The sequence below is a fragment of the Caulobacter sp. DWP3-1-3b2 genome, from assembly GCF_049896325.1.
Classification (GTDB): domain Bacteria; phylum Pseudomonadota; class Alphaproteobacteria; order Caulobacterales; family Caulobacteraceae; genus Caulobacter.
The window spans coordinates 17,553-44,119 of sequence record NZ_JAFCUB010000010.1 but is presented as its reverse complement, the minus strand read 5'-3'; the positions used below and the strand labels follow the sequence as shown (position 1 = coordinate 44,119).

The window sequence follows — 26,567 nt, the reverse complement described above, 5'->3', positions numbered from 1 at the left end:
CGATCGCCAGGATCGCAGCGGCCCATCGTTTTCGCCGTCTCGGCGTCAATCTGCGTAGCCGGGAGACTCCCGGTCGAGCTTGCGGATACAGCCGGGCCAGGCCAGGCCAGCGATCATGCCCATGCCCATGCCGGTTTGGCTGCGGACCTCGGCTTGAGCATTCTCGGGCGCGTGGAGCACGTTGCCTGGGCCGGCGCTGAGCGCCATCACCTGTTGGGCGCAGGCGCGTTCGAGGAAGAACATCCCCAGCCAACACTCGGCCGCCGTCATGCCCACCGACAGTGTGCCGTGGTTGCGTAACATCATCAGCTTTTTGTCGCCGAGGTCGGCCACCAGGCGTTCCCGTTCGTTTAGGTTGAGCGCAATGCCTTCATAGTCGTGATAAGCGAGCTGAGGCAAGACAATTAGTGATTGCTGCGACAGCGGCAACAGGCCGTCGCGGTTGGCCGAAACGCCCACGCCCTGGTCTGTGTGCAGATGCATGACGAAGTGGGCGTCTTCCCGCGCGGCGTGGATCGCCGAATGGATGGTGAAGCCCGCCGGATTGATGAAGTACGGCGTCTTGTCAATGACATTGCCGTCCAGATCGACCTTGACCAGCATCGAAGCGGTCATTTCGCCGAAGAACATGCCGTAGGGGTTGATCAGGAAATGGTGCTCGGGCCCGGGAATGCGGGCCGAGACGTGGGTGAAGATCATGTCGTCCCAGCCGTGCAACGCGACCAGCCGATAGAGCGCGGCCAGATCGACGCGGGCCTTCCACTCCGCCTCGCTGACCTGGTCCTTGAGTGACGTAACGATCGGCGATGTACCGTCGGCCATGGCGGATCCTCCCTAGGTTATCATTGTTAGCTTGAGGGTCGCGCCGCTGGAGCCTTGCGTCAAGCGGCTAGGACGGCGGGGGCACACACTCACCCCACAACCGTTGATCATCGACCACCACCCGGGCAATGAGTGTGTGTGTCCAATCGCGAGTCCCCATGATCCCCTGGCAGCATCTTGATACCGCCCAGGTTCCCGGCGACGGCGACGGCGACGCGCTGCGGCTGATGCGGCGGGGGACCGAATATTCCATCATGACCGGTGGCATCGAGCTGATGAACAGCCGGCTCAGCGGTTCGGAAGAGGCCATGGCCACCCTGGCCTTCGAGCGGGTCGGCGCACGGTCAAAGGCGCGTGTGCTGATAGGCGGCCTGGGCATGGGCTTCACCCTGCGCGCGGCGCTGAGCGCGTTCGGGGATGACGCCCGGATCGTCGTCGCCGAACTCGTGCCCGGCGTCATCGCCTGGGCGCGCGGCCCGCTGGGCGCGCTTTACGGCAACAGCCTGTCGGATCCTCGCGCGACGATCCACGAAGGCGACGTCGGCGCGCTGATCGGCGCGGGCGAGGCCGCCTGGGACGCCATCCTGCTCGACGTCGACAACGGCCCCGGCGGCCTCAGCCGCAAGGAAAACGACGGCCTGTACAGCCCCGCCGGCCTGGCTGACGCCAAACGCGCCCTGCGTCCTGGCGGCCTTCTGGAGGTCTGGTCCTCGACCCGCAACACGGCCTTCACCAACCGATTGAAGCGCGCGGGCTATGCCGTTGAGGAAGTTGGCGTGCGAGCCCACAAGGGCCGTGGCGCGCGGCATGTGATCTGGCTGGCGACGAGGCCTTAGCCGGCGACCGCGACACGCACGGGATAGAGCTGCGCTTGTCGATCGCTGGTCAAGAAGATCGCGTTCTCGCTTATGGCCTGGGCGATCAACAGGTGATCGAAGGGATCTCTGTGATGGGAGGGCAAAGTCCTGAGCGCCTTGAGGTGATCGGGCGCGATTGCGAGACGATGAAAATTCTCGCTGGCGATCGCCTCCTCGATCTCTCCAAGGTCGATTTGCAGTTTTCCGATTCGCACTTTGATCACGATCTCCCACAGCGAAACGACGCTGACCAGAATGTCGTGGGCCGGGTCAGCGATCAGAGCGCGCGCAGCGGCATCCAGGCGCGGAGAGTCCACTAGCCACCAAAGCAAAGCGTTGGTGTCCAGTAGCACCTTCACCCTTCGCGACCCTCCATCGCGTCGAGGAGATCATCCGGCCACACATCAAAATCCTCGGCCATGACGATACGGCCTTTCAGCCGACCGGGTTGGCGCGGAGTCTTGATCGCGACCGATGGAGCCCGCAATTCGGCCAAGGCCTCGCCGCGCGACATCACGACAAATGAAGCACCTTGCCGCGCTCGCTGGAGATAGGCGCTGAGGTTTTCCCTAAGTGCTCGAACACCCACGGGGGTAGCGACGTCCGCCATGGCGGCCTCCTGTGTACACCAATAGCGTACACCAGAACAGGCACTGAATCCAGAGTGGGGCAGGTTCAGGCGATTAATCCGACCGATCGCCCTTCATGAGCCGCGCCTTGTCGCGCTGCCAGTCGCGGGCGGCTTCGGTTTCGCGCTTGTCATGGTTCTTCTTGCCCTTGGCCAGACCGATCTCGAGCTTCACCAGACCCTTGTCGTTGAAGTAGATTTTCAGCGGGATCAGGGTCCGCCCGTCGCGCTGCACGGCGCCGATCAGCTTGTCGATCTGCTTGCGGTGCAGCAGCAGTTTCCGGTGCCGGCGTGGCTCGTGATTGAAGCGGTTGGCCTGGCCGTAGGGCGGGATGTCGGCGTTGATCAACTTGATCTCGCGCCCTTCCACCGAGGCGTAGGACTCGGCGATGTTGGCGCGGCCCACGCGCAGCGACTTGACCTCGGTGCCGGTCAGCATGATGCCGGCCTCGAACGTCTCTTCGATGAAATAGTCGTACCGCGCGCGGCGGTTCTCGGCGATCGGCTTGGTCATCAGACCAGACCCGCCTCGCGCATGGCCTCGAGGATCAGCGGCTTCACCGCCTCATCGCACGCTGAGATCGGCAGCCGCACGGTCGCCTCGCACAGGCCGAGGTGGGCCATGGCGAACTTGGTCGGCGACGGCGAGGCGTCGAGGAAGAGCGCCTTGTGAAGCCGCACCAGCCGGTCCTGCCAATACAGAGCGGTCTCCCACTCACCGCCCAAGGCAGCGTTGATGAAGGTGACGCAGGCCTCGGGCGCGACGTTGGAGGTCACCGAGATCACCCCGTGGCCGCCATGGGCCACATAGCCAAGCGCCGTCGGATCGTCGCCCGACAGCATTACCCAGTCGGGGCCGCACAACACGCGCTGCAGGCTGGGCCGGGTCATGTCGCTGGTGGCGTCCTTGATGCCGACGATGTTGGGCAGCTTGGACAGCCGGGCCAGGGTTTCGTTGGTGATGTCCGAGCCCGTACGACTCGGCACGTTGTAGACCAGCACCGGAAGCTGCACGGCGTCATTGATCGCCTTGTAGTGCAGATAGATACCCTCCTGGCTTGGCCGTACATAGTAGGGCGAGACCACCAGGGCCGCGTCGGCGCCGACCGCCTTGGCGTGGGCGACCAGCTCGATCGCCTCGGCGGTCGAGTTCGAGCCCGCGCCGGCGATCACCGGCACGCGGCCTCGCGTGGTCCGCACGCACAGTTCGACGACGCGCTTGTGTTCCTGATGGCTGAGGGTGGCGGTCTCGCCGGTGGTGCCGACCGGCACCAGGCCGTGCACGCCGGCGGCGATCTGGCGTTCGACCAGCGCCACGAACGCTGTCTCGTCCAGCGCGCCGTCGCGGAAGGGCGTGACCAGCGCCGGAATGACGCCCTTGAACGGAGAATGAGCCATGAGTTGCAATTTGCCGTGAGAAACGCGCCGCGACGGTTGCGGCCTGAGGATGGGGGCGGACAATATGTCTGGGCCCCCGGGTCCCGCAACTGGTCCTTGAAGCTCGTATAGGGATTTGGGTTCGTTTCCGAGGGGGTCAATCCCCGGCGAAGCGGTCTATAGCTGTGAAAGACTGGCGAGGTCGCCGCAAATCGGCCCCGCATGCCCCTGAAAAGGGCAAGGAAATCGAAGGAGACCGCGTTTTGGCGTCAGGGTTGGCTAAAGTTGTGCTGGGCGGGATTGGTGTCGTGGCGCTCTTCGGCGTCGCCTTGGCCCAAGACCAGGACGCGGCCGATCTGCCGGGCGCGCCCCAGCCCTATACCGGCTCGGCCATGCCGCGCGGCCTGATCACCACCCCGCCAACCGCCAGCTACGCCACCCCCGCCGAGGCGGACGCAGCCAATCTGCGCACGGCGGTGACCAGCCGCGACCCGTCGACCATCCGCATGGCGATGAGCGGCATCCAGGACCCGTTGTCGCGCAAGATCGCCCTTTGGGCTCTGGTCGACGCCGGCGCCGAGAGCATGAGCTTCTTCGAACTGGACCAGGCCCGCCGCGACCTGTCCGGCTGGCCGAAAGCCATTCGCCGCGAGAGCGCGACGGAGAAGGCCCTGGCCACCTCGGGCCTCGACGCCGAGCGGGTGATCGCCTGGTTCGGCGGCAGCGATCCGAAGACCGCCGAGGGCGCCATGGCGATGGCCGCCGCCTACCAGGCGGCTGCACGCGGTTCTGACGCCGCCCGGGTAATTCGCCGTTTCTGGCGCGACGAGGTGTTCGAACTGGACGCCCAGCGCGGGATGTTGGCTCGGTTCGGCTCAGTGCTGACCCCCGACGATCACGTGCGGCGGGCCGACATCCTGTTATACGGCGCGCAAGGACCGGCGGCGCGCGACATGGTTGCCCTGCTGCCCTATGACCAACAAGCCGTCGCCCAGGCGCGGATCGCCCTGCGGTCCAACGCCGGCAACGCAAACGCCCTCTACGCCGCCCTCACGCCTGGCCAACAGGCGTCGCCGGGCGTGGCCTTCGAGCGCGCCGCCTATCTGCGCCGCGCGGGGATGGACACCCTGGCCCTGCCACTGGTGCGCCAGTTCGCCAATCCGCCGCCGACCGACGAGGCGGCCTCGGCCATCTGGCGCGAGCGTAAGCAACTGGTGGTCGGCGCGCTGAAGGCGGGCGACAGCGCCGGGGCCTACGCTGCCGCCGACGCTCACCTGAAAAGCGGGTCGGACGCGGCCGAGAGCGAGTTCTACGCCGGCTGGATCGCCCTGACCCGCCTGAGGCGCCCCGACGACGCGGCAGACCACTTCGCCCGAATCGCCGCGATCGGCGCTTCGCCGATCACCCGCGGCCGGGCCCTCTACTGGCAAGGCCGCGCGGCCGAGGCGCAGGGCGACCAGATCGGAGCCAAGGGCTTCTATTCGGAAGGCTCGCACTACATCACCACCTTCTACGGCCAATTGGCCGCCGAAAAGGCGGGACTGAAGGAGATTCGGCTCGAACGCGACCCGACCATCACCCAAGCCGACCGCGCCCGCTTCGAGGGCCGCGAGCTGGTGCGCGCCGCCCGCGCCCTGATGGCCGTCGGCGCTCGCGATCAGTTCCGGGCGTTCGTGCTCTATATCGACGATCAACTGCCCTCGGCCGAGGAGGAGGCTTTGCTGGTGGACCTGGCGCGGGGCTATGGCGACCAGGATGTGGCCATGCGCGCCGTGCGCACCGCCGCCCAACGCGGCTTCATCCTGGCCGAGCGCGGCTATCCGCTGCTGAACCAGCATTTCACGCCGGGACCGGGCGCGGCCGAGACGGCCTTCGTCTATTCGATCTCGCGCCAGGAAAGCAATTTCGACCCCAACGCCCGCTCCGCGCCCGGGGCGCGCGGCATGATGCAATTGATGCCGGCCACTGCGGCCTTGGTGGCCCGTCAACTCGGCGAGAGCCATAGCGTCGATCGCCTGTCCGATCCCGTCTACAACATGCGCCTGGGCTCAACCTATCTGGGCAGCATGGTCAGCACGTTCAGCGGCTCCTACGTCATGGCCGCCGCCGCCTACAACGCCGGTCCAGGCCGCCCCGCCCAGTGGACCGCCCTGTGCGGCGACCCGCGCGGCGCCGCCACCGACCCGCTCGACTTCATCGAGTGCATCCCGTTTTCCGAGACCCGGAACTATGTGATGCGCACGCTCGAGACGACCATGGTCTACCGGGCGCGGCTGAACGGAAATGTCGCGCCGCTGACCCTGTCGTCCGACCTGAAGCGGGGTGGGTATAGCTATGCGACGCCGGACCCCGGCGCGGCGCCGGCTTCCGCGACGACGGCGATCCCGATCGGCGGCTACGTGCCGGGCACGCGATAGGCTGGATGTGAGAGACCCTCTCCCAGAGGGCTAGCAGAGAGGGAGAGGGTTCGTCTGGCGGCCACCACGACGCCCGCCGGCGTGTCGATCAGCGCCCCATCCAGCTTGAACACCGCTTCGAGCACCGCCGGTGACAAGGCCTCCATCGGCGCGCCATCGGCCGCGACGCGCCCGTGGTTCAGCACCACGACCCGGTCGCAGCATCGCGCCGCCAAGCCCAGGTCGTGCAGCGTCACCACCACCGCCGCCCCACCAGCCGCCTCGGCGCGCAGAAGGTCCAGAGTTAGCAGTTGAGCGTCTGGGTCCAGGCCCGCCACCGGCTCGTCGGCGACCAGCAAAGGCGCACGGGTGGCCAATAGCCGCGCCAGCAGCACCCTCGCCCGCTCGCCGCCGGACATGTCGAGCACGCCGCGGTCGACCAGCTCAGAGATCCCTACTCTTGCCAGCCGCTCGCGGGCGACGGCCAAGGCTTCGCCGGGCGGCAGGTCCGGCGCGCCGAGGGCGGCGACGTCCACGGCCCGCAGGTTCCAGGCAAGGCGGCGCTCCTGCGGCAAATAGCCGACCAGGCGGGCGCGGTCGACCGGGTTGAGGCCCGCGAGCGGTCGCCCGCCGAGCAGCGCCTGCCCGGCTTCCAGCGGCATTAGGCCCAGACCCGCACGCAGCAGGCTGGTCTTGCCCGCGCCGTTGGGACCGACGACACCCAGCACCTCACCGGGCGCCACGCACAGCGACACGTCGTCCAGCACCAAGGCCTTGCCGCGCCGGGCCCCATTGTGTCGGGCTTGGGCGCCTTCGATGGTCCAGGCCGCCATCACGACCGCCAGCTCCGCGCCGCGCGCCAGGCCAGCAAGGCGAAGACCGGCGCGCCAAACAGGGCGGTGACCACGCCCAGCTTCAGCTCCTGCTCGGACGGGATCAACCGGGCCGCCAGATCGGCGATGACCAGCAGTAGCGCCCCGGCCAGGGCCGAGGGCCGCAGGATCTTGCCTGGATCATCGCGCACGGAGGCCCTTACCAAGTGCGGCGCGGCCAGGCCCACGAAGCCGATGACGCCCGCCGCGGCCACCGCCGCCCCGGCCAGCAGAGCCGAGCCGGCAACCGTCGCCATCCGCAACCGGGCCATCGGCAATCCCGACATCTGCGCGGCCTCCTCGCCCAAGGTCAGCATGCGCAGGCCCTGGGCCGCGTAGAAACAGAGCCCCGCCCCCACCGCCATCGGTGCGAGGGCGCGCAGTATGTCGGTAATGTCCCGGTTCTCGACCGATCCCATCAGCCAGGCCAGCACCTCGGCCGTGGCCACCGGCGACGGCGAAAGGTTGAAGACCAAGGCGGTCAGGGCGCCGGCGAAGGCCGAAAGCGCCACGCCGAACAGGATCAGCACTTCCGGCTCGCGAAACCGCGCCGCAAGCCCGACCACCGCCGCGCCGGCCAGCAGGGCCCCGGCCAGGGCGCTGAGCTCGACCGCGCCAGGCAAGGCCGCCAGGCCGCCGGCGATGGCCAGAGACGCGCCCAACCCCGCCATGGCCGAAACGCCCAGCACGCCCGGCTCGGCCAGCGGGTTGCGCAGCAGGCCCTGCATCGCCGCTCCCGCCAGCCCCAGGCCGGCTCCGGTCAGGGCGGCCATGACCACGCGCGGCAAGCGGATGGCCCACAACACCTCGCCGGGCGGAGAACCCGGCTGTGTCAGGGCTTGATGGTATTGCGCGGCCGACAGCGGACTTTCCCCAAGGGAGATCGCCACCACGGCTGTCAGGACCAGGATCAGCAGGAGCAGAAGTTCAAGACGGCGGGTACTCATCGCCGCGTCGCCTTGGCCAGGGCCTCAGCGCCGTCGGCGGCGAACCAGGCCGAGCAGCCGAGCAGGGCGCCCGGCAGCGAAGCGATCACCCGTCCGCCGGTGGCCTTGCGCAGGGCGGCGTGACGCCCGGGACCCCAGCGGTCCGCGCCCGCCCGCGTCAGGTCGAAGAAGCCCAGGACCACCGCCTTGGGCGGCTTCACCACCAGTCGTTCCAAGGGCGCGGGCGAGAAATAGGGCTGGGTCGAGGCGTTGGTGAAACCGGCCGCCTTCAGCATGGCGTCGATCATGGTGTTCGGTCCGGCCGTATAGCCACCGGGCGTCAGATAGAAGGCGCTGCGTCCCCGCCCCGCCCCGGCCGCCCGCGCCAGCTTGCCATCCATGCGAGTCAGAAGAGCCTCCCCCGCCCCCTGGCGGCTTAGCGCCCCGGCCACCTTGCGGACATTGGCGCGCACGCCGTCGAAGTCGCTGGCGTCGTCGAGGCTGATGGTGCGGATGCCGCGCCGGGCCAGCGCCGCCGTCAGCCGCGCGTCGCCGCCCCACTGCCGCACCACCACGTCGGGCCGCGCCCCCAGCACCGACTCGATCGTCGTGCGCCGCTGAGGAAGCCCCTTGGCCTGGACGCGCAGGAAGGAGTCGGGCGCATCGCTGCGCGGCGACAGGCCGACGACCGTCTCGCGCGGCGCCAGGGCCAGCACATATTGATCGGCGCAGGAATCCAGCGACATCACGCGCTGGGCTGCGGCGGGCCCCGCCATGGCCAACAGACCGCCGACGCACAGGGCGGCCAGGCCAGCACGCATCAACCTAGTCCGTGACCAAGCCGTGCAGCAGGCCGTCGAGCGTGACCTGCATGAGTTCCTCGCGCGGCGCCCAGTCCCGGTCGGGCATGGTGATCATCAGGGCCACGAGGCCGTGGCACGCCGCCCACAGCACCTGGGCGGCGCTCTCGCCCGATCCGGTGCGCAGGCGTCCGGAGGCGGCGATCTCGTGGATCGGGCCGCTGAACTCTTCGAAGCAGCGGTCGCCCAGGTCGGCGGTGGCGGCCTGCTTTTCCTTGGAGATCACGTCGCGCGACCCACAGAACACCAGTTGGTAGGTGTTAGGGTTGTCGAGCGCGAAGCGCATATAGGCTTTCAGCATCAGCTTGACCCGCGACACCGCGTCGATCGGACGGTGGGCGATGTCGACATTGACGGCCAGCAGTTGGCCAATCGCGTCGTCGCTGATCTCCAGCAGGATCTGGTCCTTGTCGCGAAAGTGCATGTAGAGGGCCGTTGATGACACGCCCACCGCGTCGGCGATCTTGCGGATCGTCGCGCCGGCATAGCCCTCGGCGATGAAGATCCTCTCGGCCGCGGCCAAGATCTCACCGCGACGCAGGTGCCCGTCGCCCTTGGGCTTGCGCGCCGACTTGTGCGGCTTCTTCAACGCGACCGTCACGATTTAGCGTTCCCCTCAGCTATCCCCGAACCCGACACTAAACGGGAATCACACAGTCGCCGCAACTCCCCGACAGATTTCCGAAAAACGTGTGTTTTTGCATTTGACAGCCAAGGGTTGAATATTCGCTATCTGCACGCTGGAATTTCTGCGAGCGCAACGGGGGAGCGATGGCGCGAGAGGAACGACAGCCGCCGACGCTGGTCGGACGCACGCCGCCGCCGCCGGAGGCCGGATCCCCGGCCCGGCCCTTGGCGGACGGCGCGCATCGCCGGCTTTCGACGGCCCAGATGGTCACGCTTGGTGGTCTGGCCATTGCGGTTCTGACCCTTGCCCTCACCCAGCCGTCCCTGCTGGCCGAGTTGTGCCGTTGGACGTTTATGGTCGGCTTTCTGCTCAGCGCCGTAATCAAGCTGGCGGCGGCTTGTACGCCGCGCGTCATCGTCACCCCGCCGGACCCCGAGGACGACGCCCTGCCCGTCTACACCGTGATCTGTCCCTTGTTCCATGAGGCTTCGGTCGCCGCCGAGCTGGTCGAGAACCTGTCGCGCCTGCACTATCCCCGCGACCGGCTGCAGGTGCTGATCGCCCTGGAGGCCAGCGACCATGCGACCCAGGCCGCGTTCCAGGCCCTGCCTCTGCCGACCTTTATCCAGGTACTGATCGTGCCGCCCGGTTCACCCCAGACCAAGCCGCGGGCCTGCAACCACGCCCTTGAGTGGGCGCGCGGAGGGCTGGTGGTGATCTACGACGCCGAGGACGCGCCGCATCCGGGCCAACTGCGCGAGGCCGCCGCCCGCTTCGCGGCCGAGCGTGAGGACCTGGCGTGCCTGCAGGCGCCCCTGCGCATCGAGGCCGACCGACGATTCATCGGCGACCAGTTCGCCCTGGAATACGCCGTCCAGTTCGAGGTGCTGCAGCCGGCCCTGGCCCGCTGGGGCCTGCCCTTCCCGCTCGGCGGCACCAGCAACCACTTTCGCGGCGACGCTCTGCGCGCCATCGGCGGGTGGGACCCCTACAACGTCACCGAGGACGCCGATATCGGCTTTCGACTGACCGCCCAGGGTTACCGGCTGGGCGTCATCGCCTCGCCCACCTATGAGACCCCGCCCACCTTGAAGCCTTGGTTCCCGCAGCGGGCGCGTTGGGTGAAGGGCCACATCCAGACCCTGGCGGTGCACCTGCGCGGGCCGGCGGCCAGGACCCCGCGCGGCCTGGCCTCGTTGATCCTGACCCTGGCCCTGTCGGTGGCGTCGTCGCACCTGCACGGTCCGCTGCTGCTCTGGATCCTCGCCAAGATCGTCGCCGCGTCGCTGGGCTTCCATCAGGTGATCGCCGGCGAGGACGTGGTGGTGCTGGTGTTCGGCTGGTGCTGCGCCTCCATCGCCGGGGTGCGCGGCTTGGAGCGAGCCGGCGGCAAGCCGCGTTATCTTACGCTGTTCGGTGCGGTGGGTTATTGGCCTCTGCAGAGCGTGGCCGCCGCCAGGGCCGCCGTGCAGTTCGTGGTCGCGCCGTTCCACTGGGACAAGACACCCCATACGCCCAGAACGGCCTCCAAGACTGGACGCACCTTGCCCTGAGCGCGTATTGGCGGGCCATGGACCCGACGATCGCCGCCTCCCCCGTTGTCATGCGCACCACCGGCTGGGCCGATTACGCCCTGCTCGACAGCGGCCACGGCAGGAAGCTGGAGCGCTATGGCCGTTACACCGTGGTGCGTCCGGAACCGCAGTGTTTCTGGACGCCCCGGCTCGACGCCAAGGCCTGGGATGACGCCGACGCCATCTTCGACCCTTCCGACGAGGATGAGGCCGGCCGCTGGCGCTTCAAGGGTCGCGCCCTTGAGAAATTCGACCTGGCCTGGGGCGAGGCGAAGTTCCACGGACAGTTCACGCCGTTCCGCCACCTGGCCTTCTTTCCAGAGCAAGCGGCCAACTGGGCTTGGCAGGACGCCCGCGTTAGGGCGTTCAAGATGCGCCAGCCCAAGGTGCTGAACCTGTTTGGCTATACGGGCGTGGCCAGCCTGGTCTGCGCGGCGGCAGGCGCGGCCGTCACCCATGTCGACGCCTCGAAGAAGTCGGTTGGCTTCGCCCGCGACAACGCCGCCTTCGCCGGCCTGACCGAGAAGCCGATCCGCTGGATCGTCGAGGACGCCCGCCGCTTCGTGGCCCGCGAGGTGCGGCGCAACTCGCAATATGACGGCATTATCCTGGACCCGCCGAAGTTTGGCCGCGGGGCCGACGGCGAGGTCTGGCGGCTGTTCGAGGACTTGGCCGAACTCACCGCGAACTGCGCGCGGCTCCTGGCCCCCAACGCGTCGTTCCTGCTGATGAACGCCTATGCGGCCCGGGTCTCGGGCGCGGCGATGTCGGGCCTGCTGGCCCAGGAGTTGAAGGGTCGCGGCGGGGTCATCGATTGGGGCGAGCTCTCCTTGGTCGAGGAGAAGGGCGACCGCCAGATCGGCCTGTCGTTCTTCGCCCGCTGGTCTTCGGACAGCGCGGTGGGAGCCAGATCATGACCAAGACCGTCACCTCCCTCTCAAACGCCACGGTGAAGGCCGTCCGCGCCCTGCACATGCGCAAGGAGCGCGAGGAGAGCGGCCTATTCCTGGCCGAGGGCCTGAAGATCGTCATCGAGGCGATCGACTGCGGCCACCCGCCCAAGATCCTGATGTACGGGCCCGACGCGGCCGATCACCCGATGCTGCGCAAGGCCGCCCAGGCCTGCTTCAAGGCCGGGGGCGAGGTCATCGAGGTCAATCGCGAGATCCTCGAGAAGGTGTCACGCCGCGACAACCCCCAGGCCGTCGCCGGGGTGTTCCAGCAGGTCTACACCCCGCTCAGCGCCATCGTTCCCCAAAGCGCGCCGTGCTGGGTGGCCATGCAGGCCGTGCGCGATCCCGGCAATCTGGGCACCGTCATCCGCACCGCTGACGCGGCCGGCTGCGGCGGGGTGATCCTGGTCGGCGACTGCGTCGATCCCTATTCTGTCGAGGGCGTGCGCGCGACCATGGGCTCGATCTTCGCGGTCAAGATCGCCAAGGCCTCGATCCAGGAGTTCCTGGCCTGGCGCGAAGACTGGCCGGGGTCGGTGATCGGCACCTTGCTGAGCGCCACCGTTGATCACAAGAGCGCCGACTACGTAAAGCCGTCGCTGATCCTGATGGGCAACGAACAACAGGGCCTGCCGCCCGAACTGGCCGCCGCCTGCGACGTCAATGTCAAAATCCCCATGCGGGGCCGGGCCGACAGTCTGAACCTCTCGGTGGCCACGGGGATCATGATCTACACGGTCACGGGGTAGTCGGACGGTTCGCGAGCGCCGTTTTGTCAGAGATCCAAGCAGCCGAGCTAGAAGCGTGCTATAGGTGTGGGCGCGTTAAATTTCAGCGCCGTCCCATCGGCAGACCGCTCTCGTCTGCGCCACCCGCTTCGCGCGTCGTCGCCAAGCCTGTCGGTGCTGCTGCGTCAGCTGCCTCTCTACAGAAAAGACCATGATCAAACGCGCCGAAATCACCTGCGTCGCCACAAACGGGCGCCACAGCACCTATGAACGGATCACCCATATCGGCGGCGGCATGGCCAAGCCCTGGACGCTGACGATCAAGGAGGCGATCAAGCTCGTCGACAGCGGCAAGTGGCGGTTCTTCGTCATGCGCGACGGCGAGGCCGTGAAGGTCGAGGCCTTGAACAGCCGCACGGGCTGCCGCTATCTGAAGACCGCCAATGACCGCAACGAGCCTCACGACCTGCTCGCCCTTCCCGACTGTCCGCCCATCGAAGCCGCCGCCGAGGCCGAGAGCGACGTGGAATCGACCTGATCTGCTAAGCCTTGGCGCGACTTAGCCAAGGTCGAGCCCTTCAACGCGTCAGGGCGCCCAGTGAAGGTCGACGCGAGTGGATGCCCAACAAAGTTCAGCAAAATCAAATCTCTAAACTTTCTCGATTTTTCTTATCCTCACCCCCTCTGACCACCCCGATAATGATCTCACCCCATCGCACGGGGAGGGACGTCGGCCGGCGACCTGACGGGCGGTGGGCAGTGGTCGAGCGGGTAGGCTTGGCCGCCGTGTCTTCTTCGGAAGACGCCCCAGGTCGGTTCGGAGCAGGCTCGCCTTGGTCGCGACGAAGCTCCGGCGCTCAGGGCAGGCGGACAAGCCGACAGGTGCGGGCTGAAATCGCCCGCACGGTCCGGAGGGTTCGCTAGCCTTCCGCCCGCCGGGGGCCCACTTCGGAAGCGGGTTAAAACCCCGCGCGCCGATGGCTCCCGTCTGAAGGCCACGCGAAGCGCTCGTCTTCGTCGAAACGGTACATCTACTGCAAAACCTCCGGGCGGAGCCCGGGCGCTTCGCAGCCCTCCCCAAGCTCTTCAGCGGCGATCCGCGTGAAGTCCTCCCCCCGTGGGGGAGGACATTCAAGTCCCCCGAGGCTTGGCCCGGGTCGTCGGCGCGGCGGCGGCCGGGTCCTCCGGCCAGACGTGCCTCGGATACCGCCCTCTCATCTCGCCGCGCACCTCGCGCCAGGACCCCTTCCAGAACCCCGGCAGGTCTCGCGTGATCTGGATCGGCTTATGCCCCGGCGACAGCAGGGCCAGCACCAGCGGCACGCCGGCCACGGTGGGATGAGCGGTCAGGCCGAACAGTTCCTGCACCCGCACATCGACACGCGGCCCGCCATCGGCGCCATAGTCGATGGCGAAGCTGGAGCCGGTCGGCGCCGTGAACCGGGTTGGCGCCAAGACGTCGAGCTTTCGCTGGGCTTCCCAGGGGATCAGGCCTCGCAAGGCGTCCGCCAGTATCCCGTCGCTCAACGCGGCCAGCGACGAGCGTCCCGCCAGCAGAGGCTCAAGCCACTCGGCCAGGCGGGCCAGCAAGGCGGCGTCCGAAAGGTCGGGCCAGGTCTCGGGATCGAAGGCGCGCAGGAAGGCCGTCCGACGACGCAAACCCTCTGCCGCCTCTCCAAGCGGCACTGCGGCCAGGCCCTCGCGCCCCACTCGGTCCAGCAAGGCCTTGGCCACCAAGGCTGGATCCACCTTGTCGAGCCAGCGCTCCTCGACCACCAGCTTGCCGAGGCGCAACAGGCGCTTGGCGCGCAGCTTGCCGCCAGGGCTGCTCTCCAACCGATCCTCGGCGGTCAGCCGGTCGGCGAAGGCCTCGCGCAGAGCGGCCTCCTCCAGAGGGGCTGCCAGCAGGATGCGGTCGCGGGCCTCGCCGCCGCCGAGCTCGCCCACCGCCAGCCAGGTCTCGCGAGCCAGGGCGTCGGTCGGCTCCAGATAGACCCCTCGCCCGCCGGCCAGTTGAAACTCCCCGATCTTGCCCCGGGCCCTCGCCACCCTTTCCGGATACGCCTCGGCCAGCAGCAGGGCGTCATCCAGCTTGACGGCGCCCGAAGGCCGGCCCGCCGAGCGCGCCCAGCGTTCGGACAGGGTTCGGGCGTCCTTCGCCCGAGGCGAGCGGTCGCGGCCAAAGTTTTCCAGCCGATGGCGCAGATCGACATCGCGGCCGCCCAGCCCGTGCTCGCTGAGCACGGCGGCGATCTCCGCGCCCCGCTGGGCCTGGCCCGAGGCGGCGGCCCGCACCACCATGTGGGCCAGGCGCGGCGCCAGCGGCATGTCGGCCAGGGCCCTGCCGTGGGCGGTCAGGCCGCCCTGCCCGTCCAGGGCCTGCAGCCGACCTAGCAGGATCCGGGCCTCATTGAAGGCGGCGGCCGGCGGGGCGTCAAGAAAGGCCAGGGCCGAGGCGTCGCGGGCTCCCCACCGGGCCAGGTTCAAGGCCAGGCTCGACAGGTCGGCCTCCAGGATCTCGGGCCGCGCGAAGGCCGGCAGGGCGCGGGTCTCCGGCTCGTCCCACAGGCGGTAACAGACGCCTGGCTCGGTGCGACCCGCCCGGCCCCGGCGCTGGTCGGCGGCGGCGCGGCTGACCCGCACGGTCTCCAGCCGCGTCAGGCCGCTGGAGGGATCAAAGCGCGGCACGCGTGAAAGGCCGCTGTCGATCACCACCCGGACGCCCTCAATGGTCAGGCTGGTCTCGGCGATCGAGGTCGCCAGCACCACCTTGCGACGGCCCGGCGCTGTGGGCGACACGGCGCGATCCTGTTCGGCGGGGTCCAGCGCCCCATAAAGCGGCGCGATATCGACCTCGGGCCGCCGCAGCCGCTCGCGGAGCAAGGTCTCGACGCGGCGGATTTCGCCCTGACCCGGCAGGAAGACCAACACGCTGCCCGCCTCCTCGGCCAAGGCCCGCTCCACGGCGCGGGTGACCCGTTCCTCAAATCGCATGCCTGAGGCTTGGGGGCGTTCGTCCCGGCCCAGATACCGCGTCTCGACCGGGAACATCCGCCCCTGGCTCTCGACGATCGGCGCCTCGCCGAGCAGGGCCGAGATCCGCGCCCCATCCAGCGTGGCCGACATCACCAGGATCTTCAGGTCCTCGCGCACCAGGCCTTGGGCGTCGCGGGCCAGGGCCAGGCCCAGGTCGGCGTCGAGGCTGCGCTCGTGAAACTCGTCGAAAATCACCGCCGCCACGCCGTCCAGGCCCGGATCATCAAGAATCATCCGGGTGAACACCCCTTCGGTCACCACCTCGATGCGGGTCCTTGCGGAGACCTTGGACTGCAACCTCACCCGGAAGCCGACGGTTTCGCCCACGGCCTCGCCCAGACTCTGGGCCATCCGCGCCGCCGCCGCTCGGGCCGCCAGGCGCCGGGGTTCGAGCATGACGATCTTGCGGCCCGCCACCCAGGGCTCGTCCGCCAAGGCCAGGGGCACGACCGTGGTCTTGCCGGCGCCCGGCGGCGCGACCAGTACGGCGGCCTCGCGTCTCGCCAAGGCGGACTTCAGCGCCGGCAAGGCCTCGTGGATCGGAAGGGTCACGGAGGCGGTTTAGCCGCGAGCGCGAAAATCACCAAGCCGGTCGCCTGCACAAGCCAGAAGCAGCAACGGTTCACGAGCGTGCTGCGGCGCAACATCCGCCCGGCAGGTCCTGGCTCATATTGCGCACAGAGGGGCGAACAATTACGCACCTCCTCCGCTTTGCCTTGACCGCGTCCTGTTAACCGGGCCACGGTCCGCAAAATTTGTCTACGCGGCCCCTGGGGGAGCCGCGGGTCTCTGGAGGGAATATGTGGCGCGTTAAGTCACTGGATGCGATTTTGGCCACGGCTCAGAAGAAGTCGCTGCATCGCTCACTCGGCCCCATACAGCTCACCCTGCTCGGGGTCGGCGCCATCATCGGCACGGGTATCTTCGTCCTGACCGCCGCCGCCTCGCAGAAGGCCGGCCCGGGCATGATGCTGAGCTTCGTGATCGCCGGGGCGGTCTGCGCCTTCGCAGCCCTCTGCTACTCGGAACTGGCCTCGATGCTGCCGGTATCGGGCTCGGCCTACACCTATACCTACGCCGTCATGGGCGAACTGCTGGCCTGGATGGTCGGCTGGGCCCTGATCCTCGAATATGCCGTGGCGGCCAGCGCCGTGTCGGTGGGCTGGTCAGGCTACTTCCTCGGCATGATCGAGCACGCCCTGCACTTCCACTGGCCCGACGCCTTGCGAGCCGGTCCCGCCTGGTCGCTCAACGGCTTCTTGCCAGTCGCGGACTTCAGCCACGGGGTCGTCAACATCCCCGCGATCGTCGTGGCCCTGTCGGTGACGGCCCTGCTGGTGCGCGGCACCACGGAAAGCGCCACCGTCAACGCCTTCCTGGTCGCGATCAAGGTCGCGGCGCTCACCGTCTTCGTCGTCTTGACCCTCCCCCTGATCAAGAACGGCAACTTCCAGCCCTTCGCGCCCAATGGCTGGTTCGGCCCGCATGGGACGTCGGGCATGGGCGTGTTCGGCGCCGCCGCCTCGATCTTCTTCGCCTATGTCGGCTTCGACGCGGTCTCCACCGCCGCCGAAGAAACCAAGAACCCGCAGCGCAACGTGCCGATCGGCCTGATCGGCAGCCTCGGCATCTGCACCATCTTCTACCTGCTGGTCGCCGCCGGCGCGGTCGGCGCCATCGGCGCACAGCCGGTCGTCGGCGCCGCCGGCGAAGCCGTCCAGCCTGGCTCGGCCGCCTTCCAGGCGGCCTGTAACCTGGCTTCGAACGCCGATCGCCTGGTCTGCTCGAACGAGGCCCTCGCCCACGTCCTGCGCCAGGTCAACTTCCCGCTCGCCGGCTACCTGCTGGGCCTGGCAGCCAACCTGGCCCTGCCCTCGGTCATTCTGATGATGATCTATGGCCAGACCCGGATCTTCTTCGTCATGGCCCGCGACGGCCTGCTACCGGAGAAGTTGGCGGCCATCCACCCCAAGTGGAAGACGCCGCACATCGTCACGATCGCCACCGGTATCTTCGTGGCCCTCGCTGCGGCCTTCTTCCCGGTTGGTCAGTTGGCCGACATCTCCAACTCCGGCACCCTGTTCGCCTTCTTCATGGTGGCGATCGCGGTGATGGTGCTTCGGGTGAAGGACCCCAACCGTCCGCGCCCGTTCAAGACACCGGTGATCTGGCTCGTAGCGCCTATCGCCCTGGCCGGCTGCGCCTTCCTCTATTTCAACCTGCCGCTGGAATCGATCCTCGTGCTGCCGATCTGGGGCACGCTGGGCCTGGTGATCTATTTCGCCTACGGCTATCGCAAGAGCCATGTCGGTCGCGGCCTGCGCGGCGAGGTCCATGAACTGGACGAGGATGCGCCGGCCACGGGCGTGGCTCCGATGCCAGGCGCGCCGGCCCCCGGCTCGCCTGAGGAACGGTCTTGATCTTGGGCTGACAAGCCTTAATTCGGACGGGCGGAGATCCTCGGATCTCCGCCCGTTTCGTTTGGAGTCGCCCCATGGCCGAAATGCCGATCCGCGCCGTTATCGCGCCGGTCACGCCGCTGCAGCAGAACTGCACGATCGTCTGGTGCGCCAAGACGATGAAGGCGGCGGTGATCGATCCGGGCGGTGAGGTGCCGCGCCTGATGAAAGCCCTGGCCGACAACGGCCTGACCCTGGAAAAGATCTGGATCACCCACGGCCACATGGACCATGCCGGCGGAGCGGCCGAGCTCAAGCGCCTGACCGGCGTCCCGATCGAGGGGCCGCACAGGGACGATCAATTCTGGATCGACCAGATCCAGGAGACCGGCGAGCGCTACGGCGTGCCGGAAGCCCGCAATTTCGTCACCGACCGCTGGCTGGATGACGGTGACGTGGTCACCCTGGGCGAGACCGAGTTCGAGGTCTTGCACTGCCCCGGTCACACGCCGGGCCACGTGATCTTCTTCCATCGCGAGGCGCGCTTCGCCCAGGTGGGGGACGTGCTGTTCAAGGGCTCGATCGGCCGCACCGACTTCCCGCGCGGCAACCACCAAGACCTGCTGGACGCCATCACTGGCAAGCTGTGGCCGCTGGGCGCCGACGTGCAGTTCGTGCCGGGCCACGGCCCGATGTCGACCTTCGGGGCCGAGCGGCGCAGCAACCCCTTCGTCAGCGACTTGGCGATCGAGTCGATGAATATCGAGGGCCGGGACTACGCCGCCCCGGTCAACAACTCGCCGGGTTAGCATCTGGTTCGCGGGCAACATTGCGACCCCGCTCGCACGGACGGGTTGCGCCCCTGTTTCAGCCGTGAAATCTGCTGGAGACGGGGGCGTGGAAAAAGCAAGTCATGGAAAGTTCGCAAGATCCCGCGACGTCGTCGGCCCCGCCAACCTCCGCCCACGTCGTATCCCAGACCGGGCCCGACGCGGCCCGAGGCGCCCGCATCCTCATCGTCGATGACGATCCCGGCATCCGCGACGTCGTGGCCGAGTTCCTGGGTCGCCACGGCTACGCCATCGACACCGCCTCGGACTCCCGAACGATGGAGCAGGCCCTGGCCCGCGGTCCCGTCGATCTGATCGTGCTCGACGTCATGCTGCCTGGCGAGGACGGCCTGGCCATCTGCCGCCGACTGTCGGCTACTGATGGGCCGGCCATCATCATGCTCTCGGCCATGGGCGAGGAGACTGACCGCATCGTCGGCCTGGAGCTCGGCGCCGACGATTATCTGCCCAAGCCCTGCAATCCTCGCGAGCTGCTGGCCCGGGTCCGCGCTGTGCTGCGCCGACGCCAGGAGCCGCGCGCCGTCGATGACGGCATGGGCGCGGCCTGCGAGTTCGCCGGCTGGCGGCTGGACCTGGTGCGCCGCGAGCTGCGTTCGCCCCAATCGGTGGTCGTCAATCTGTCGAGCGGCGAGTTCTCGCTGTTGCGCGCCTTCGTCGAACGTCCGCAACGGGTGCTGACCCGCGATCAGCTGCTTGACCTGGCCCGTGGCCGCGAAAGCGACGCCTATGACCGGGCCATCGACGTCCAGATCAGCCGCCTGCGCCGCAAGCTGGACGATGGCGGCGGCGGCGAGCTGATCCGCACCATCCGCAGCGAAGGCTACATGTTCACGTCCAAGGTCACCCGCACGCCATGATCGAGAGCGTCCGGGCTCCGGGGCCTAGGCCAAGGGGACCCAGCAGCGCGCCGCTGTTCGTCCAGGCCTTGGGTCTGGTGATTGTCACCCTGGTCGCGGCGCAATTGATCGCCATCGCGGTGGTCTTCACCCTGCCACCGCCGCCGCCCGAATTCTATCGGCTGAGCGAGATCACTCGGGCCTTGAAGACCGGCCAGACCGTGCAGTCGCGGGACGGCCGCGCCCTGGTCGTTCGCCCGCGCTCCAAGCCCATCCGTGGCTTGGTCGATAACCGTCGCCGCTCCGAATTCAAGACCGCGCTCGCCCGCGAGATCGGGACCGATCCGGCGAGGATCGAGATTGACGTCGACACCGGACCTCGGTTCTTCGTCCGCAATCAGAAACGCAACCAGCTCCAACGCCTGCCGCCACGAGACGGCGAGGCGGGCGGTCGGGAGGGCCCAAGGGGACCGGGTGGGCCCGGTGGCCCGGGTGGCCCGCCTGACAATTTCGGCGGTCCAGGCGGCCGTTCGGGAGATGGCCCAGACGGTCCCGCGCACCGGCCGCCGCGCCTGGACTTGGCCCGCGAAGAACCTTTCATCTTCGGCGACTTCAAGCTGGCCATTCAGCAGGACGATGGCCGATGGACGATCGTCGAGCCCAAGCCGGCGTTCCGCTTCGACAGCTGGCAGCAGCGCATCCTGCTGATCCTGGCCCTTTCGGTGCTTTGCGTATCGCCGCTGGCCTGGCTGTTCGCCCGGCGCCTGTCGGGTCCGATCAGCGCCTTCGCCGGAGCCGCCGAGCGCCTGGGGCGGGATCCCCGCGCCGCGCCGCTGACGCTGTCGGGTTCGGCCGAGGTGATCGCCGCTTCCAACGCCTTCAACATGATGCAGGAGCGTTTGCGCCGCTATGTCGAGGATCGCACGGCGATGATCGGCGCGGTGGCCCATGACCTGCGCACGCCGCTGACCCGCCTTCGGTTTCGGATCGAGGCGACGCCCGACGACATCCGCGCAAAGCTCGCCTCGGACATCGACCAGATGGAGGCGATGATCGCCGCCACCATGGCCTTCGTCCGCGACACGACCCGCCCGGCCGAGCGCACCAAGCTGGAACTGGCCTCGCTGCTCGAGAGCGTCATAGACGAGGCCGCCGAGACCGGCGGCCAGGCGGTGGTCGAGCGTGGCGAGAAGATCATCATCGACGGCGACCCCGTGGCCCTGCGTCGGCTGCTGACCAACCTTGTCGACAATGGCCTCAAGTACGGAGGCTCGGTGCAAGGCCGTGTGCACGTCAAGGATCGTCTGGCGGTGATCGAGATCGACGACGACGGTCCCGGCATCGCGCCGACGGAGCTGGATAGGGTGTTCGAGCCGTTCTTCCGCAGCGAGCCTTCACGCAACCGCGAAACCGGCGGCATCGGGCTGGGTTTAGCCGTCGTTCGTTCGGTGGCCCGAGCCCATGGCGGCGACGTCACCTTGCATAACCGCCCCACCGGCGGTTTGCGCGCCCGGGTCGAACTACCGTTCTAAAGTCAGGTTTGTTACGGTGACGCAAAAGCTGCGCCATACGCCAGACATGCGGGCGCGGTTCATCGGAAGAATGGAAACCATGACCCGCCTTCGCGCGACCTGCATTCTGATGTTCGCCGCCCCATGCCTGGCGGCCTGCGCTTCGGGCCCGCCGCAGGACGGCCCGCGCGGTGACTGGGGAAAGGCGCCGCGCGCTCGACCGTCGGACGACAATGACGGCCCCCGGCTCGCGCGTCGGCAGGTGTTCGTCAGCCCGGCCGGCGAGCCCCTCCGGGCCGAGGCCGGCGCGCCCTACCCCGTTGCGGCCTGGTTCGCCGGCGCGGACACCGATCATGACGGCATGGTGACCCGCGCCGAGTTCGTGGCTGACGCCGCGCGCTTCTTCGGTCTGGTCGACACTGACCACAGCGGCGTCATCGACGGGTTCGAGGTCTCTCACTACGAAGCCGAGATCGCGCCGGAGATCGTCAGGGCGTTCCAGGGGGCCGGCCTTCAAGGTCCTGGCCGGCAAGACGCCGACGGACCGCCTCGCGGTGGCCGAGGTGGCGGCCAGGATAGGTCCGGTGGCGGTGGTCTCGGCGGCCGTCGCGGAGGCCCCGTCGGCGGGATGCTGCAGGGCGCAGCGCCATACGGTCTGCTCAACGAGCCGCAGCCGGTGATGGGCGCCGATAGCGACTTCGATCGCCGTATCAGCCGCGACGAGGCGATCCGCGCCGCCCGGTCTCGCTTTACCCTGCTCGACAGCGACGGTGATGGCCGGCTGCGACTGGCTGAACTGCCCCGCACTCCGGCGCAGGGTCGCGGCGAGGACCCGCCTAGGACGCCACCAACCCGGCGATGATGTTGATCCCCAGGGTCAGGACAGCGGTGTTGTAGAAATAGGCGCAGACCGCCTGGGCGGTGACAAGGTTTCGCAGTTTCCGGGTCAGAACGTTGTTGTCCGAGACCTGGAAGGTCGCGCCGATGCTGAAGGCTAGATAGACGAAGTCGAGATAGGTGCTGGCCGGCTCGCCTGGAAACAGGAACCCCGGCTTGTCCGTCCCGTCGCCGAAATGGCGATGGGCGTAGTGCAGCGTGAACACCGAGTGCAGGATCACCCATGACAGCACCAGGGTGATTCCGGCGCAGGCCGCGGTGACGCCTTGGGTGCTCGCGCTGGCCGTACGGGCGTTCAGCATCGCGGCCACCACCGCCACCAAGCTGGACAGGATGGCGGCCAGTACGATCAACAGGATCAGCGTCGGCTTCTCGTCCTCGACCGCGGCGCGGCGGCGGACCTCGGCTTCGTCGGCGGTCAGAAACAGATGCCACGTCGTCACGACAAAAGTCAGTGCGCAGACATCCCACCCGATCAGCATGTGGCTGCTGACGGGTGCGTTCAGATGACGGGCCGCGAGCCAGCCCAAAACGCCGGCCCCGAAGGCCGCCATCAGTCGCCAATGGCGCGATATTGCTGCGCTTTCCGGCGTGGTCTTCCGTGACTTCGTCATGGGTTCACTTTGCCCGTCCAATAGTTAACGCGAAACTCTGCAATTTTGTGTCACCCGTCGGGTGAACCGATCGTGACTTCACCGGTTACTTCACTGGAACATATGGAAGGACGCCAGTGACCGACCCCGACGCACCACCGCCGCTCGAGCCGTCGCAACCCGAGTACGACCCGGGCTCAATGCCCGACGAAGTGCCGATGAGCGATCCCCCCGTTCAGCCGGGCGACGACCGGCCCTATGACGCCCAACCTGCCCCGTTTCCCCCCGTGACCAGTCCCGATTAGGAGCAACCTATGGACCTCGACAGCGAACGGCCACGCGGCCGTAGAGGCTTCGCCGCCATGGACCCCGAGCGTCGACGCGAGATCGCGCGCAAAGGCGGGGCCAGTGTTCCCAGCGAAAAGCGCAGCTTCGCGAAGGATCGCGACCTGGCGGCCAACGCAGGCCGCAAGGGCGGCTCCTCGTCGCGCGGCGGCGGGCGTCTTTCCGGCCGCGACGCCTGAAACCAGGCGCGCCGCGGCCTCCGGGTCGCGGCCGCCCCCGCCTCCGTCTCGTATACCGCTCGCCTTAGCCGGCTAGAGCAAAGACCCCGAAACTCGGGCTGTCGCTGATCCAGCGCGCCGCGACCTTCCAGCCCGCGCGGTGGGCCAATTCCACGAAGGCATTGGCCGCATATTTGTAAGAGTTCTCGGTGTGGATCGTCTCCCCGGCCGTGAAAGCGACCTCCCGTCCAGCCAAATGCGCGACCTGGTCTACTTGGCTGACCAGATGCATCTCCATGCGGCTTTCGTCGGGGTTCCAGACCGCGCGGTGATCGAAGGCGGTTAGGTCGAAATCACCGCCTAGTTCGCTGTTGATCCGAGCCAGGACGTTCTTGTTGAACGCCGCGGTGACCCCCTGAGCGTCGTCGTAGGCCGGCACCAGGACGTCCGCGCTCTTGGCGATATCGACCCCGACAACGAACATCGCGCCTTCGCCCAGTAGGGTGTGCGCCCCACGCAGAAAAATCTCGGCGTCGGCCGGCGCGAAATTGCCGATCGTAGATCCCGGGAAAAACCCCGTTACCGGCCGTCCGCGCGCGGCGGCGGGAAGGCGGAAGGCGCGGGTGAAGTCATCGACCAGTGGCGCGACGATCAGGCCGGGATAGTCACGTCGGATCGCCTTGCTGGCCTCCTCAACCGCCGTCTCGCTGATGTCGATCGGTGCGTAGACAGCCACTTGCGGCATGGCGTCGAGTAGAATCCGGGTCTTGGTGCTAGCCCCGCTGCCAAATTCGACCAGGACCGCGCCTTCCATGACCCGGGCGGCGATCTCCGGCGCGATCCGGCGCAGCAGCGCCGTCTCTGTACGGGTCGGGTAATATTCCGGCAGGTCGCAGATCGCCTCGAACAGGCGCGAGCCTTCGGCGTCGTAGAAATATTTGGCCGGCAGGGTCTTGGGATGGTCGGTCAGCCCCGTCACGGCGTCTTCCAGGAAGGTCGAGGCCGGCGTCGCGGTCTCGCGATCCAGCGGGCTCATGTCGTCGGCCAAGCGGACCCCCGTGAACGCCCAGCGCTTGGCTGGGTGGAAAAAGTTGCGATACGATAGCCGGGTGTGGCCAGGCGCGGTTCCGGCGGCGCCGCCTCGCAGGGCCATCTGATTGATCATGAACTTGCCGTTGTATTCGCCCAGCGCGCCGCCGCCCGGCTTGAACCCGGGATAGGCGACATAGGGGCTGGCGGTCCATTGCCAAGCCTCGCCGACGGTCTGGCGCAGCGCCTGCCCCTCGTTCGAGCCAACGGCGGCCTCCCACTCGGCTTCGGTCGGCAGGCGGCGTCCCGTCCACAGGGCAAAGGCGGCGGCCTCGTAGTAGCTGACATGGCCGACCGGCGCCTCAAGGTCGACGGGCTGGCGACCGGCCAGGGTCATGACCGACCAGGTCGCGCCCTCCTCCCGTCGCCAATAGAGCGGCGCGTCCCAGCCCTCGTCGGCCACCGCCGCCCAGCCGTCCGAGAGCCACAACTCGGCCCGGCGATAGCCGCCATCGGCCATGAAGGCCAGCCATTCGCCATTGGTCACCAGGCGGTCGGCCAGGCGGTAGGATTCAAGAAAGACCCGGTGGCGGGGCCGTTCGTTGTCGAAGGCAAAACCCGGGCCGGCGTCGCCGATCTCGACCAATCCTCCGTCGAAGGCGACGTAGCGCGCCTCGTCGGCGGCTGGGCGTTGCGGAAGGGGTTGCGGGCGATAGGCAGGCTGCAGCGGCGACTGAGCGAAAAGATGCAGCAGGTCCATCAGGATCAGCTCCTGATGCTGCTCCTCGTGGGCCAGGCCCAGATCCAGTCGGCTCATCACCTCCGCCGTGGGTGAAGTGGCCAGCAGGCGGACCATGGCCGCGTCGACATGGGCTCGATAGGCGCCAACCTCGCCCGCCGATGGCCGGGTGATCAGGCCGCGGAGAGGGCGCGGCTGGCGGGGCCCTACGGCCTCGTAGTAGGAATTGAACAGGTAGCCGAAGGCCGGATCGAAGACCTGATAGCCAGGCAGAAACGGCGTCAGCAGGAAGGTCTCGAAGAACCAGCCTGTGTGGGCGCGGTGCCATTTGACCGGGCTGGCGTCCGGCATCGACTGAGCGCCCTGGTCCTCGGGCGACAAGGGCTGAGCCAGGGCCTCGGTGCGTCGTCGCACGGCTAGGTAGCGATCGACCAGGGCGATGGCGGGGGCCTGGGAGGCCTCCCTGCCAGATGTGTCGTCGGGACTCATGCGCTCTCCTGGCGGCCCTTGGTCAGGGGCCGCGACCACCCGATGAGCTCAACGAATAAGCAACTTGAGTGTTCCCCCACTCTGGTTCAAGGCGGAGCAGAATAAAAAGTGAACGGGGGTTGCCGAATAGTCCTCCCCCCTTTGGGAGAGGTGGTCCCGCAGCGACCGGTGGGGGAGTTTCGGATGGTCGATCGCAAGTCGGGTCGTCATCCGATCACTCCCCCCTCCGTCGGCTTCGCCGATGCCTCCCCCACGGGGGGAGGACTTCACCCGGGCGGCCGCTGAAGAGATGGAAAGGGTCGCGGAGCGCCGGAAATCGTTCGGAGTTGTGAGTTTGGTACCGTTTTGACGAAGCCGATCGCTCCGCGCCATCGCTATCCGTCCGCGTCCGGTGGGCAGCCCTGTTGAGGCTTTAGCCGGATCCGAATCCCGTCGTTTCCCACCCGTCCCTGACGACGGGGGCGCGGGCCTAGAGCATTTCCCGACCTGACTGCGTCAGGCCGTGAGCTCTAATTTTTTGTTTTGACGCATTTTTCTTCACGCGAACCGCAACCACTTCGCTCGAAAAATGCTCTAGCTGGAAATGACGTGGGACGCTGTGTGTCCCGAACCGATCGACAGCGCTACAGCAGGATCGTGTCGGGATCGTCCTCAAGCGCCGGTTCCGGTGGCTTGGGTGGCCGGGTCGGCGCCCTGCGCAGCAGGCGACCGATCCGGGAGAGCAATTGATCGTCGCGAAACGGCTTGGCCAAGAAGTCCCGCGCGCCCAGGGCGATCGCCTGCTTGACGTCATCGGGTTGGTTGCGGGCGGTCAACACCATGGTCGGGGTGTGATCGAGCATCTCTTCTTGGCGCATCTTCTTCAAGAGGCCGAACCCGTCCAGCCTGGGCATGTTGATGTCCAGCACCATGGCCGCCGGGCGTAGTTCCCGAAGCCGACTGAAACCTTCCATGCCGTCGCGGGCAAAATAGGTGTCATAGCCAGCCAGGTCGAGCCGGGTGGTGAGCAGGTCAAGGATGATCGGATCGTCCTCGACCACCAGAATCCGTGTGCGGCGCAAGA

At 67.8% G+C, this 26,567-nt stretch carries 25 protein-coding genes; 12 read left to right on the top strand and 13 right to left on the bottom strand.

Annotation, left to right across the window (positions count from 1 at the left end; genetic code table 11):
• Positions 1-45 precede the first annotated feature (45 nt).
• Positions 46-822, bottom strand: a complete 777-nt coding sequence (locus tag ACP7AG_RS09365; protein ID WP_426012371.1) for a class II aldolase/adducin family protein — start codon at positions 820-822, stop codon at positions 46-48.
• Between the two features lie 158 nt (positions 823-980).
• Here ACP7AG_RS09365 and ACP7AG_RS09360 point away from each other — a divergent pair, with 158 nt between their 5' ends.
• On the top strand, positions 981-1,658 hold the full coding sequence (locus ACP7AG_RS09360; RefSeq protein WP_426030630.1) for a spermidine synthase: 678 nt from the start codon (positions 981-983) through the stop codon (positions 1,656-1,658).
• On the opposite strand, the gene ACP7AG_RS09355 is transcribed toward ACP7AG_RS09360, so the two are convergent.
• From ACP7AG_RS09355 to dapA, 4 genes are all read right to left on the bottom strand, one after another.
• Positions 1,655-2,032, bottom strand: coding sequence for a type II toxin-antitoxin system VapC family toxin (locus ACP7AG_RS09355; RefSeq protein WP_426030629.1), 378 nt, complete (start codon positions 2,030-2,032; stop codon positions 1,655-1,657). The genes ACP7AG_RS09360 and ACP7AG_RS09355 overlap by 4 nt on opposite strands.
• Positions 2,033-2,034: 2 nt before the next feature.
• Complete coding sequence (locus ACP7AG_RS09350; protein WP_426030628.1) at positions 2,035-2,289, bottom strand: hypothetical protein; 255 nt, start codon at positions 2,287-2,289, stop codon at positions 2,035-2,037.
• Positions 2,290-2,362: 73 nt separating this feature from the next.
• Positions 2,363-2,821 (bottom strand): SsrA-binding protein SmpB, encoded by a 459-nt coding sequence (gene smpB / locus ACP7AG_RS09345; RefSeq protein ID WP_426012377.1) that lies wholly within the window; start codon positions 2,819-2,821, stop codon positions 2,363-2,365.
• The gene (dapA, locus tag ACP7AG_RS09340; protein WP_426012379.1) at positions 2,821-3,705 is read right to left on the bottom strand and encodes a 4-hydroxy-tetrahydrodipicolinate synthase; all 885 of its coding nucleotides are present in this window, start codon (positions 3,703-3,705) and stop codon (positions 2,821-2,823) included. Before dapA ends, smpB begins: the two co-directional genes overlap by 1 nt.
• 242 nt (positions 3,706-3,947) lie before the next feature.
• Between dapA and ACP7AG_RS09335 the strand changes: the two genes are divergently transcribed.
• The gene (locus ACP7AG_RS09335) at positions 3,948-6,101 is read left to right on the top strand and encodes a transglycosylase SLT domain-containing protein (RefSeq protein ID WP_426030627.1); all 2,154 of its coding nucleotides are present in this window, start codon (positions 3,948-3,950) and stop codon (positions 6,099-6,101) included.
• Here ACP7AG_RS09335 and ACP7AG_RS09330 read toward each other — a convergent pair.
• From ACP7AG_RS09330 to ACP7AG_RS09315, 4 genes are read right to left on the bottom strand one after another with little or no spacing between them, the layout of a single operon-like run.
• Positions 6,080-6,916 (bottom strand): ABC transporter ATP-binding protein, encoded by an 837-nt coding sequence (locus tag ACP7AG_RS09330; protein WP_426030626.1) that lies wholly within the window; start codon positions 6,914-6,916, stop codon positions 6,080-6,082. The genes ACP7AG_RS09335 and ACP7AG_RS09330 overlap by 22 nt on opposite strands.
• Entirely contained in the window at positions 6,913-7,899 is a 987-nt protein-coding gene (locus ACP7AG_RS09325) for a FecCD family ABC transporter permease (RefSeq protein ID WP_426030625.1), read from the bottom strand. Before ACP7AG_RS09325 ends, ACP7AG_RS09330 begins: the two co-directional genes overlap by 4 nt.
• The gene (locus ACP7AG_RS09320) at positions 7,896-8,699 is read right to left on the bottom strand and encodes an ABC transporter substrate-binding protein (protein ID WP_426030624.1); all 804 of its coding nucleotides are present in this window, start codon (positions 8,697-8,699) and stop codon (positions 7,896-7,898) included. The genes ACP7AG_RS09325 and ACP7AG_RS09320 overlap by 4 nt, the downstream gene beginning before the upstream one ends.
• Positions 8,700-8,703: 4 nt before the next feature.
• A complete protein-coding gene (locus ACP7AG_RS09315) occupies positions 8,704-9,339 on the bottom strand; it encodes a TetR/AcrR family transcriptional regulator (protein ID WP_426012389.1) in 636 nt (211 codons plus the stop codon).
• 170 nt (positions 9,340-9,509) lie between these two features.
• On the opposite strand from ACP7AG_RS09315, the gene ACP7AG_RS09310 reads away from it, so the two are divergent.
• From ACP7AG_RS09310 to ACP7AG_RS09295, 4 genes are all read left to right on the top strand, one after another.
• The gene (locus tag ACP7AG_RS09310) at positions 9,510-10,919 is read left to right on the top strand and encodes a glycosyltransferase family 2 protein (protein WP_426030623.1); all 1,410 of its coding nucleotides are present in this window, start codon (positions 9,510-9,512) and stop codon (positions 10,917-10,919) included.
• 17 nt (positions 10,920-10,936) lie between these two features.
• Positions 10,937-11,857 carry a class I SAM-dependent methyltransferase gene (locus ACP7AG_RS09305; RefSeq protein ID WP_426030622.1) on the top strand — a complete coding sequence of 307 codons (921 nt, stop codon included), beginning with the start codon at positions 10,937-10,939 and terminating at the stop codon, positions 11,855-11,857.
• Positions 11,851-12,642 carry a TrmH family RNA methyltransferase gene (locus ACP7AG_RS09300; RefSeq protein ID WP_426030662.1) on the top strand — a complete coding sequence of 264 codons (792 nt, stop codon included), beginning with the start codon at positions 11,851-11,853 and terminating at the stop codon, positions 12,640-12,642. Before ACP7AG_RS09305 ends, ACP7AG_RS09300 begins: the two co-directional genes overlap by 7 nt.
• Before the next feature lie 190 nt (positions 12,643-12,832).
• Positions 12,833-13,159, top strand: a complete 327-nt coding sequence (locus ACP7AG_RS09295) for a DUF3892 domain-containing protein (protein WP_426012395.1) — start codon at positions 12,833-12,835, stop codon at positions 13,157-13,159.
• A 593-nt stretch (positions 13,160-13,752) separates the two neighbouring features.
• On the opposite strand, the gene hrpB is transcribed toward ACP7AG_RS09295, so the two are convergent.
• Positions 13,753-16,209: an ATP-dependent helicase HrpB gene (gene hrpB / locus ACP7AG_RS09290; protein WP_426030621.1), complete on the bottom strand. Its 2,457-nt coding sequence runs from the start codon at positions 16,207-16,209 to the stop codon at positions 13,753-13,755.
• A gap of 248 nt (positions 16,210-16,457) precedes the next feature.
• On the opposite strand from hrpB, the gene ACP7AG_RS09285 reads away from it, so the two are divergent.
• The 5 genes from ACP7AG_RS09285 to ACP7AG_RS09265 all read left to right on the top strand — a co-directional run bounded on the left by ACP7AG_RS09285 (position 16,458) and on the right by ACP7AG_RS09265 (position 22,116).
• On the top strand, positions 16,458-18,077 hold the full coding sequence (locus tag ACP7AG_RS09285) for an amino acid permease (protein ID WP_426030620.1): 1,620 nt from the start codon (positions 16,458-16,460) through the stop codon (positions 18,075-18,077).
• 74 nt (positions 18,078-18,151) lie between these two features.
• Complete coding sequence (locus ACP7AG_RS09280) at positions 18,152-18,865, top strand: MBL fold metallo-hydrolase (protein ID WP_426030619.1); 714 nt, start codon at positions 18,152-18,154, stop codon at positions 18,863-18,865.
• A 104-nt stretch (positions 18,866-18,969) separates the two neighbouring features.
• Entirely contained in the window at positions 18,970-19,764 is a 795-nt protein-coding gene (locus ACP7AG_RS09275) for a response regulator (RefSeq protein WP_426030618.1), read from the top strand.
• Positions 19,761-21,275, top strand: coding sequence for an ATP-binding protein (locus ACP7AG_RS09270; RefSeq protein WP_426030617.1), 1,515 nt, complete (start codon positions 19,761-19,763; stop codon positions 21,273-21,275). Before ACP7AG_RS09275 ends, ACP7AG_RS09270 begins: the two co-directional genes overlap by 4 nt.
• 79 nt (positions 21,276-21,354) lie before the next feature.
• Positions 21,355-22,116 (top strand): hypothetical protein, encoded by a 762-nt coding sequence (locus tag ACP7AG_RS09265; RefSeq protein WP_426030616.1) that lies wholly within the window; start codon positions 21,355-21,357, stop codon positions 22,114-22,116.
• Here ACP7AG_RS09265 and ACP7AG_RS09260 read toward each other — a convergent pair.
• Positions 22,091-22,765 (bottom strand): DUF1345 domain-containing protein, encoded by a 675-nt coding sequence (locus ACP7AG_RS09260; protein ID WP_426012408.1) that lies wholly within the window; start codon positions 22,763-22,765, stop codon positions 22,091-22,093. The genes ACP7AG_RS09265 and ACP7AG_RS09260 overlap by 26 nt on opposite strands.
• A 293-nt stretch (positions 22,766-23,058) precedes the next feature.
• On the opposite strand from ACP7AG_RS09260, the gene ACP7AG_RS09255 reads away from it, so the two are divergent.
• Positions 23,059-23,268, top strand: coding sequence for a KGG domain-containing protein (locus tag ACP7AG_RS09255; RefSeq protein ID WP_007675496.1), 210 nt, complete (start codon positions 23,059-23,061; stop codon positions 23,266-23,268).
• A 64-nt stretch (positions 23,269-23,332) separates the two neighbouring features.
• On the opposite strand, the gene egtB is transcribed toward ACP7AG_RS09255, so the two are convergent.
• Both egtB and ACP7AG_RS09245 read right to left on the bottom strand, forming a co-directional pair.
• Positions 23,333-25,504 carry an ergothioneine biosynthesis protein EgtB gene (gene egtB, locus ACP7AG_RS09250; RefSeq protein ID WP_426030615.1) on the bottom strand — a complete coding sequence of 724 codons (2,172 nt, stop codon included), beginning with the start codon at positions 25,502-25,504 and terminating at the stop codon, positions 23,333-23,335.
• A gap of 623 nt (positions 25,505-26,127) precedes the next feature.
• A complete protein-coding gene (locus ACP7AG_RS09245; protein WP_426030614.1) occupies positions 26,128-26,565 on the bottom strand; it encodes a response regulator transcription factor in 438 nt (145 codons plus the stop codon).
• Positions 26,566-26,567 lie beyond the last annotated feature (2 nt).

What these genes read in the sequence shown, in the direction of transcription:
- ACP7AG_RS09365 (WP_426012371.1), bottom strand. Translation starts at nt 822, where the DNA reads ATGGCCGACGGTACATCGCCGATCGTTACGTCACTCAAGGACCAGGTC.
- ACP7AG_RS09360 (WP_426030630.1), top strand. Translation starts at nt 981, where the DNA reads ATGATCCCCTGGCAGCATCTTGATACCGCCCAGGTTCCCGGCGACGGC.
- ACP7AG_RS09350 (WP_426030628.1), bottom strand. Translation starts at nt 2,289, where the DNA reads ATGGCGGACGTCGCTACCCCCGTGGGTGTTCGAGCACTTAGGGAAAAC.
- smpB (WP_426012377.1), bottom strand. Translation starts at nt 2,821, where the DNA reads ATGACCAAGCCGATCGCCGAGAACCGCCGCGCGCGGTACGACTATTTC.
- dapA (WP_426012379.1), bottom strand. Translation starts at nt 3,705, where the DNA reads ATGGCTCATTCTCCGTTCAAGGGCGTCATTCCGGCGCTGGTCACGCCC.
- ACP7AG_RS09325 (WP_426030625.1), bottom strand. Translation starts at nt 7,899, where the DNA reads ATGAGTACCCGCCGTCTTGAACTTCTGCTCCTGCTGATCCTGGTCCTG.
- ACP7AG_RS09320 (WP_426030624.1), bottom strand. Translation starts at nt 8,699, where the DNA reads ATGCGTGCTGGCCTGGCCGCCCTGTGCGTCGGCGGTCTGTTGGCCATG.
- ACP7AG_RS09310 (WP_426030623.1), top strand. Translation starts at nt 9,510, where the DNA reads ATGGCGCGAGAGGAACGACAGCCGCCGACGCTGGTCGGACGCACGCCG.
- ACP7AG_RS09305 (WP_426030622.1), top strand. Translation starts at nt 10,937, where the DNA reads ATGGACCCGACGATCGCCGCCTCCCCCGTTGTCATGCGCACCACCGGC.
- ACP7AG_RS09295 (WP_426012395.1), top strand. Translation starts at nt 12,833, where the DNA reads ATGATCAAACGCGCCGAAATCACCTGCGTCGCCACAAACGGGCGCCAC.
- ACP7AG_RS09285 (WP_426030620.1), top strand. Translation starts at nt 16,458, where the DNA reads ATGTGGCGCGTTAAGTCACTGGATGCGATTTTGGCCACGGCTCAGAAG.
- ACP7AG_RS09280 (WP_426030619.1), top strand. Translation starts at nt 18,152, where the DNA reads ATGGCCGAAATGCCGATCCGCGCCGTTATCGCGCCGGTCACGCCGCTG.
- ACP7AG_RS09275 (WP_426030618.1), top strand. Translation starts at nt 18,970, where the DNA reads ATGGAAAGTTCGCAAGATCCCGCGACGTCGTCGGCCCCGCCAACCTCC.
- ACP7AG_RS09270 (WP_426030617.1), top strand. Translation starts at nt 19,761, where the DNA reads ATGATCGAGAGCGTCCGGGCTCCGGGGCCTAGGCCAAGGGGACCCAGC.
- ACP7AG_RS09265 (WP_426030616.1), top strand. Translation starts at nt 21,355, where the DNA reads ATGACCCGCCTTCGCGCGACCTGCATTCTGATGTTCGCCGCCCCATGC.
- ACP7AG_RS09260 (WP_426012408.1), bottom strand. Translation starts at nt 22,765, where the DNA reads ATGACGAAGTCACGGAAGACCACGCCGGAAAGCGCAGCAATATCGCGC.
- ACP7AG_RS09255 (WP_007675496.1), top strand. Translation starts at nt 23,059, where the DNA reads ATGGACCTCGACAGCGAACGGCCACGCGGCCGTAGAGGCTTCGCCGCC.
- egtB (WP_426030615.1), bottom strand. Translation starts at nt 25,504, where the DNA reads ATGAGTCCCGACGACACATCTGGCAGGGAGGCCTCCCAGGCCCCCGCC.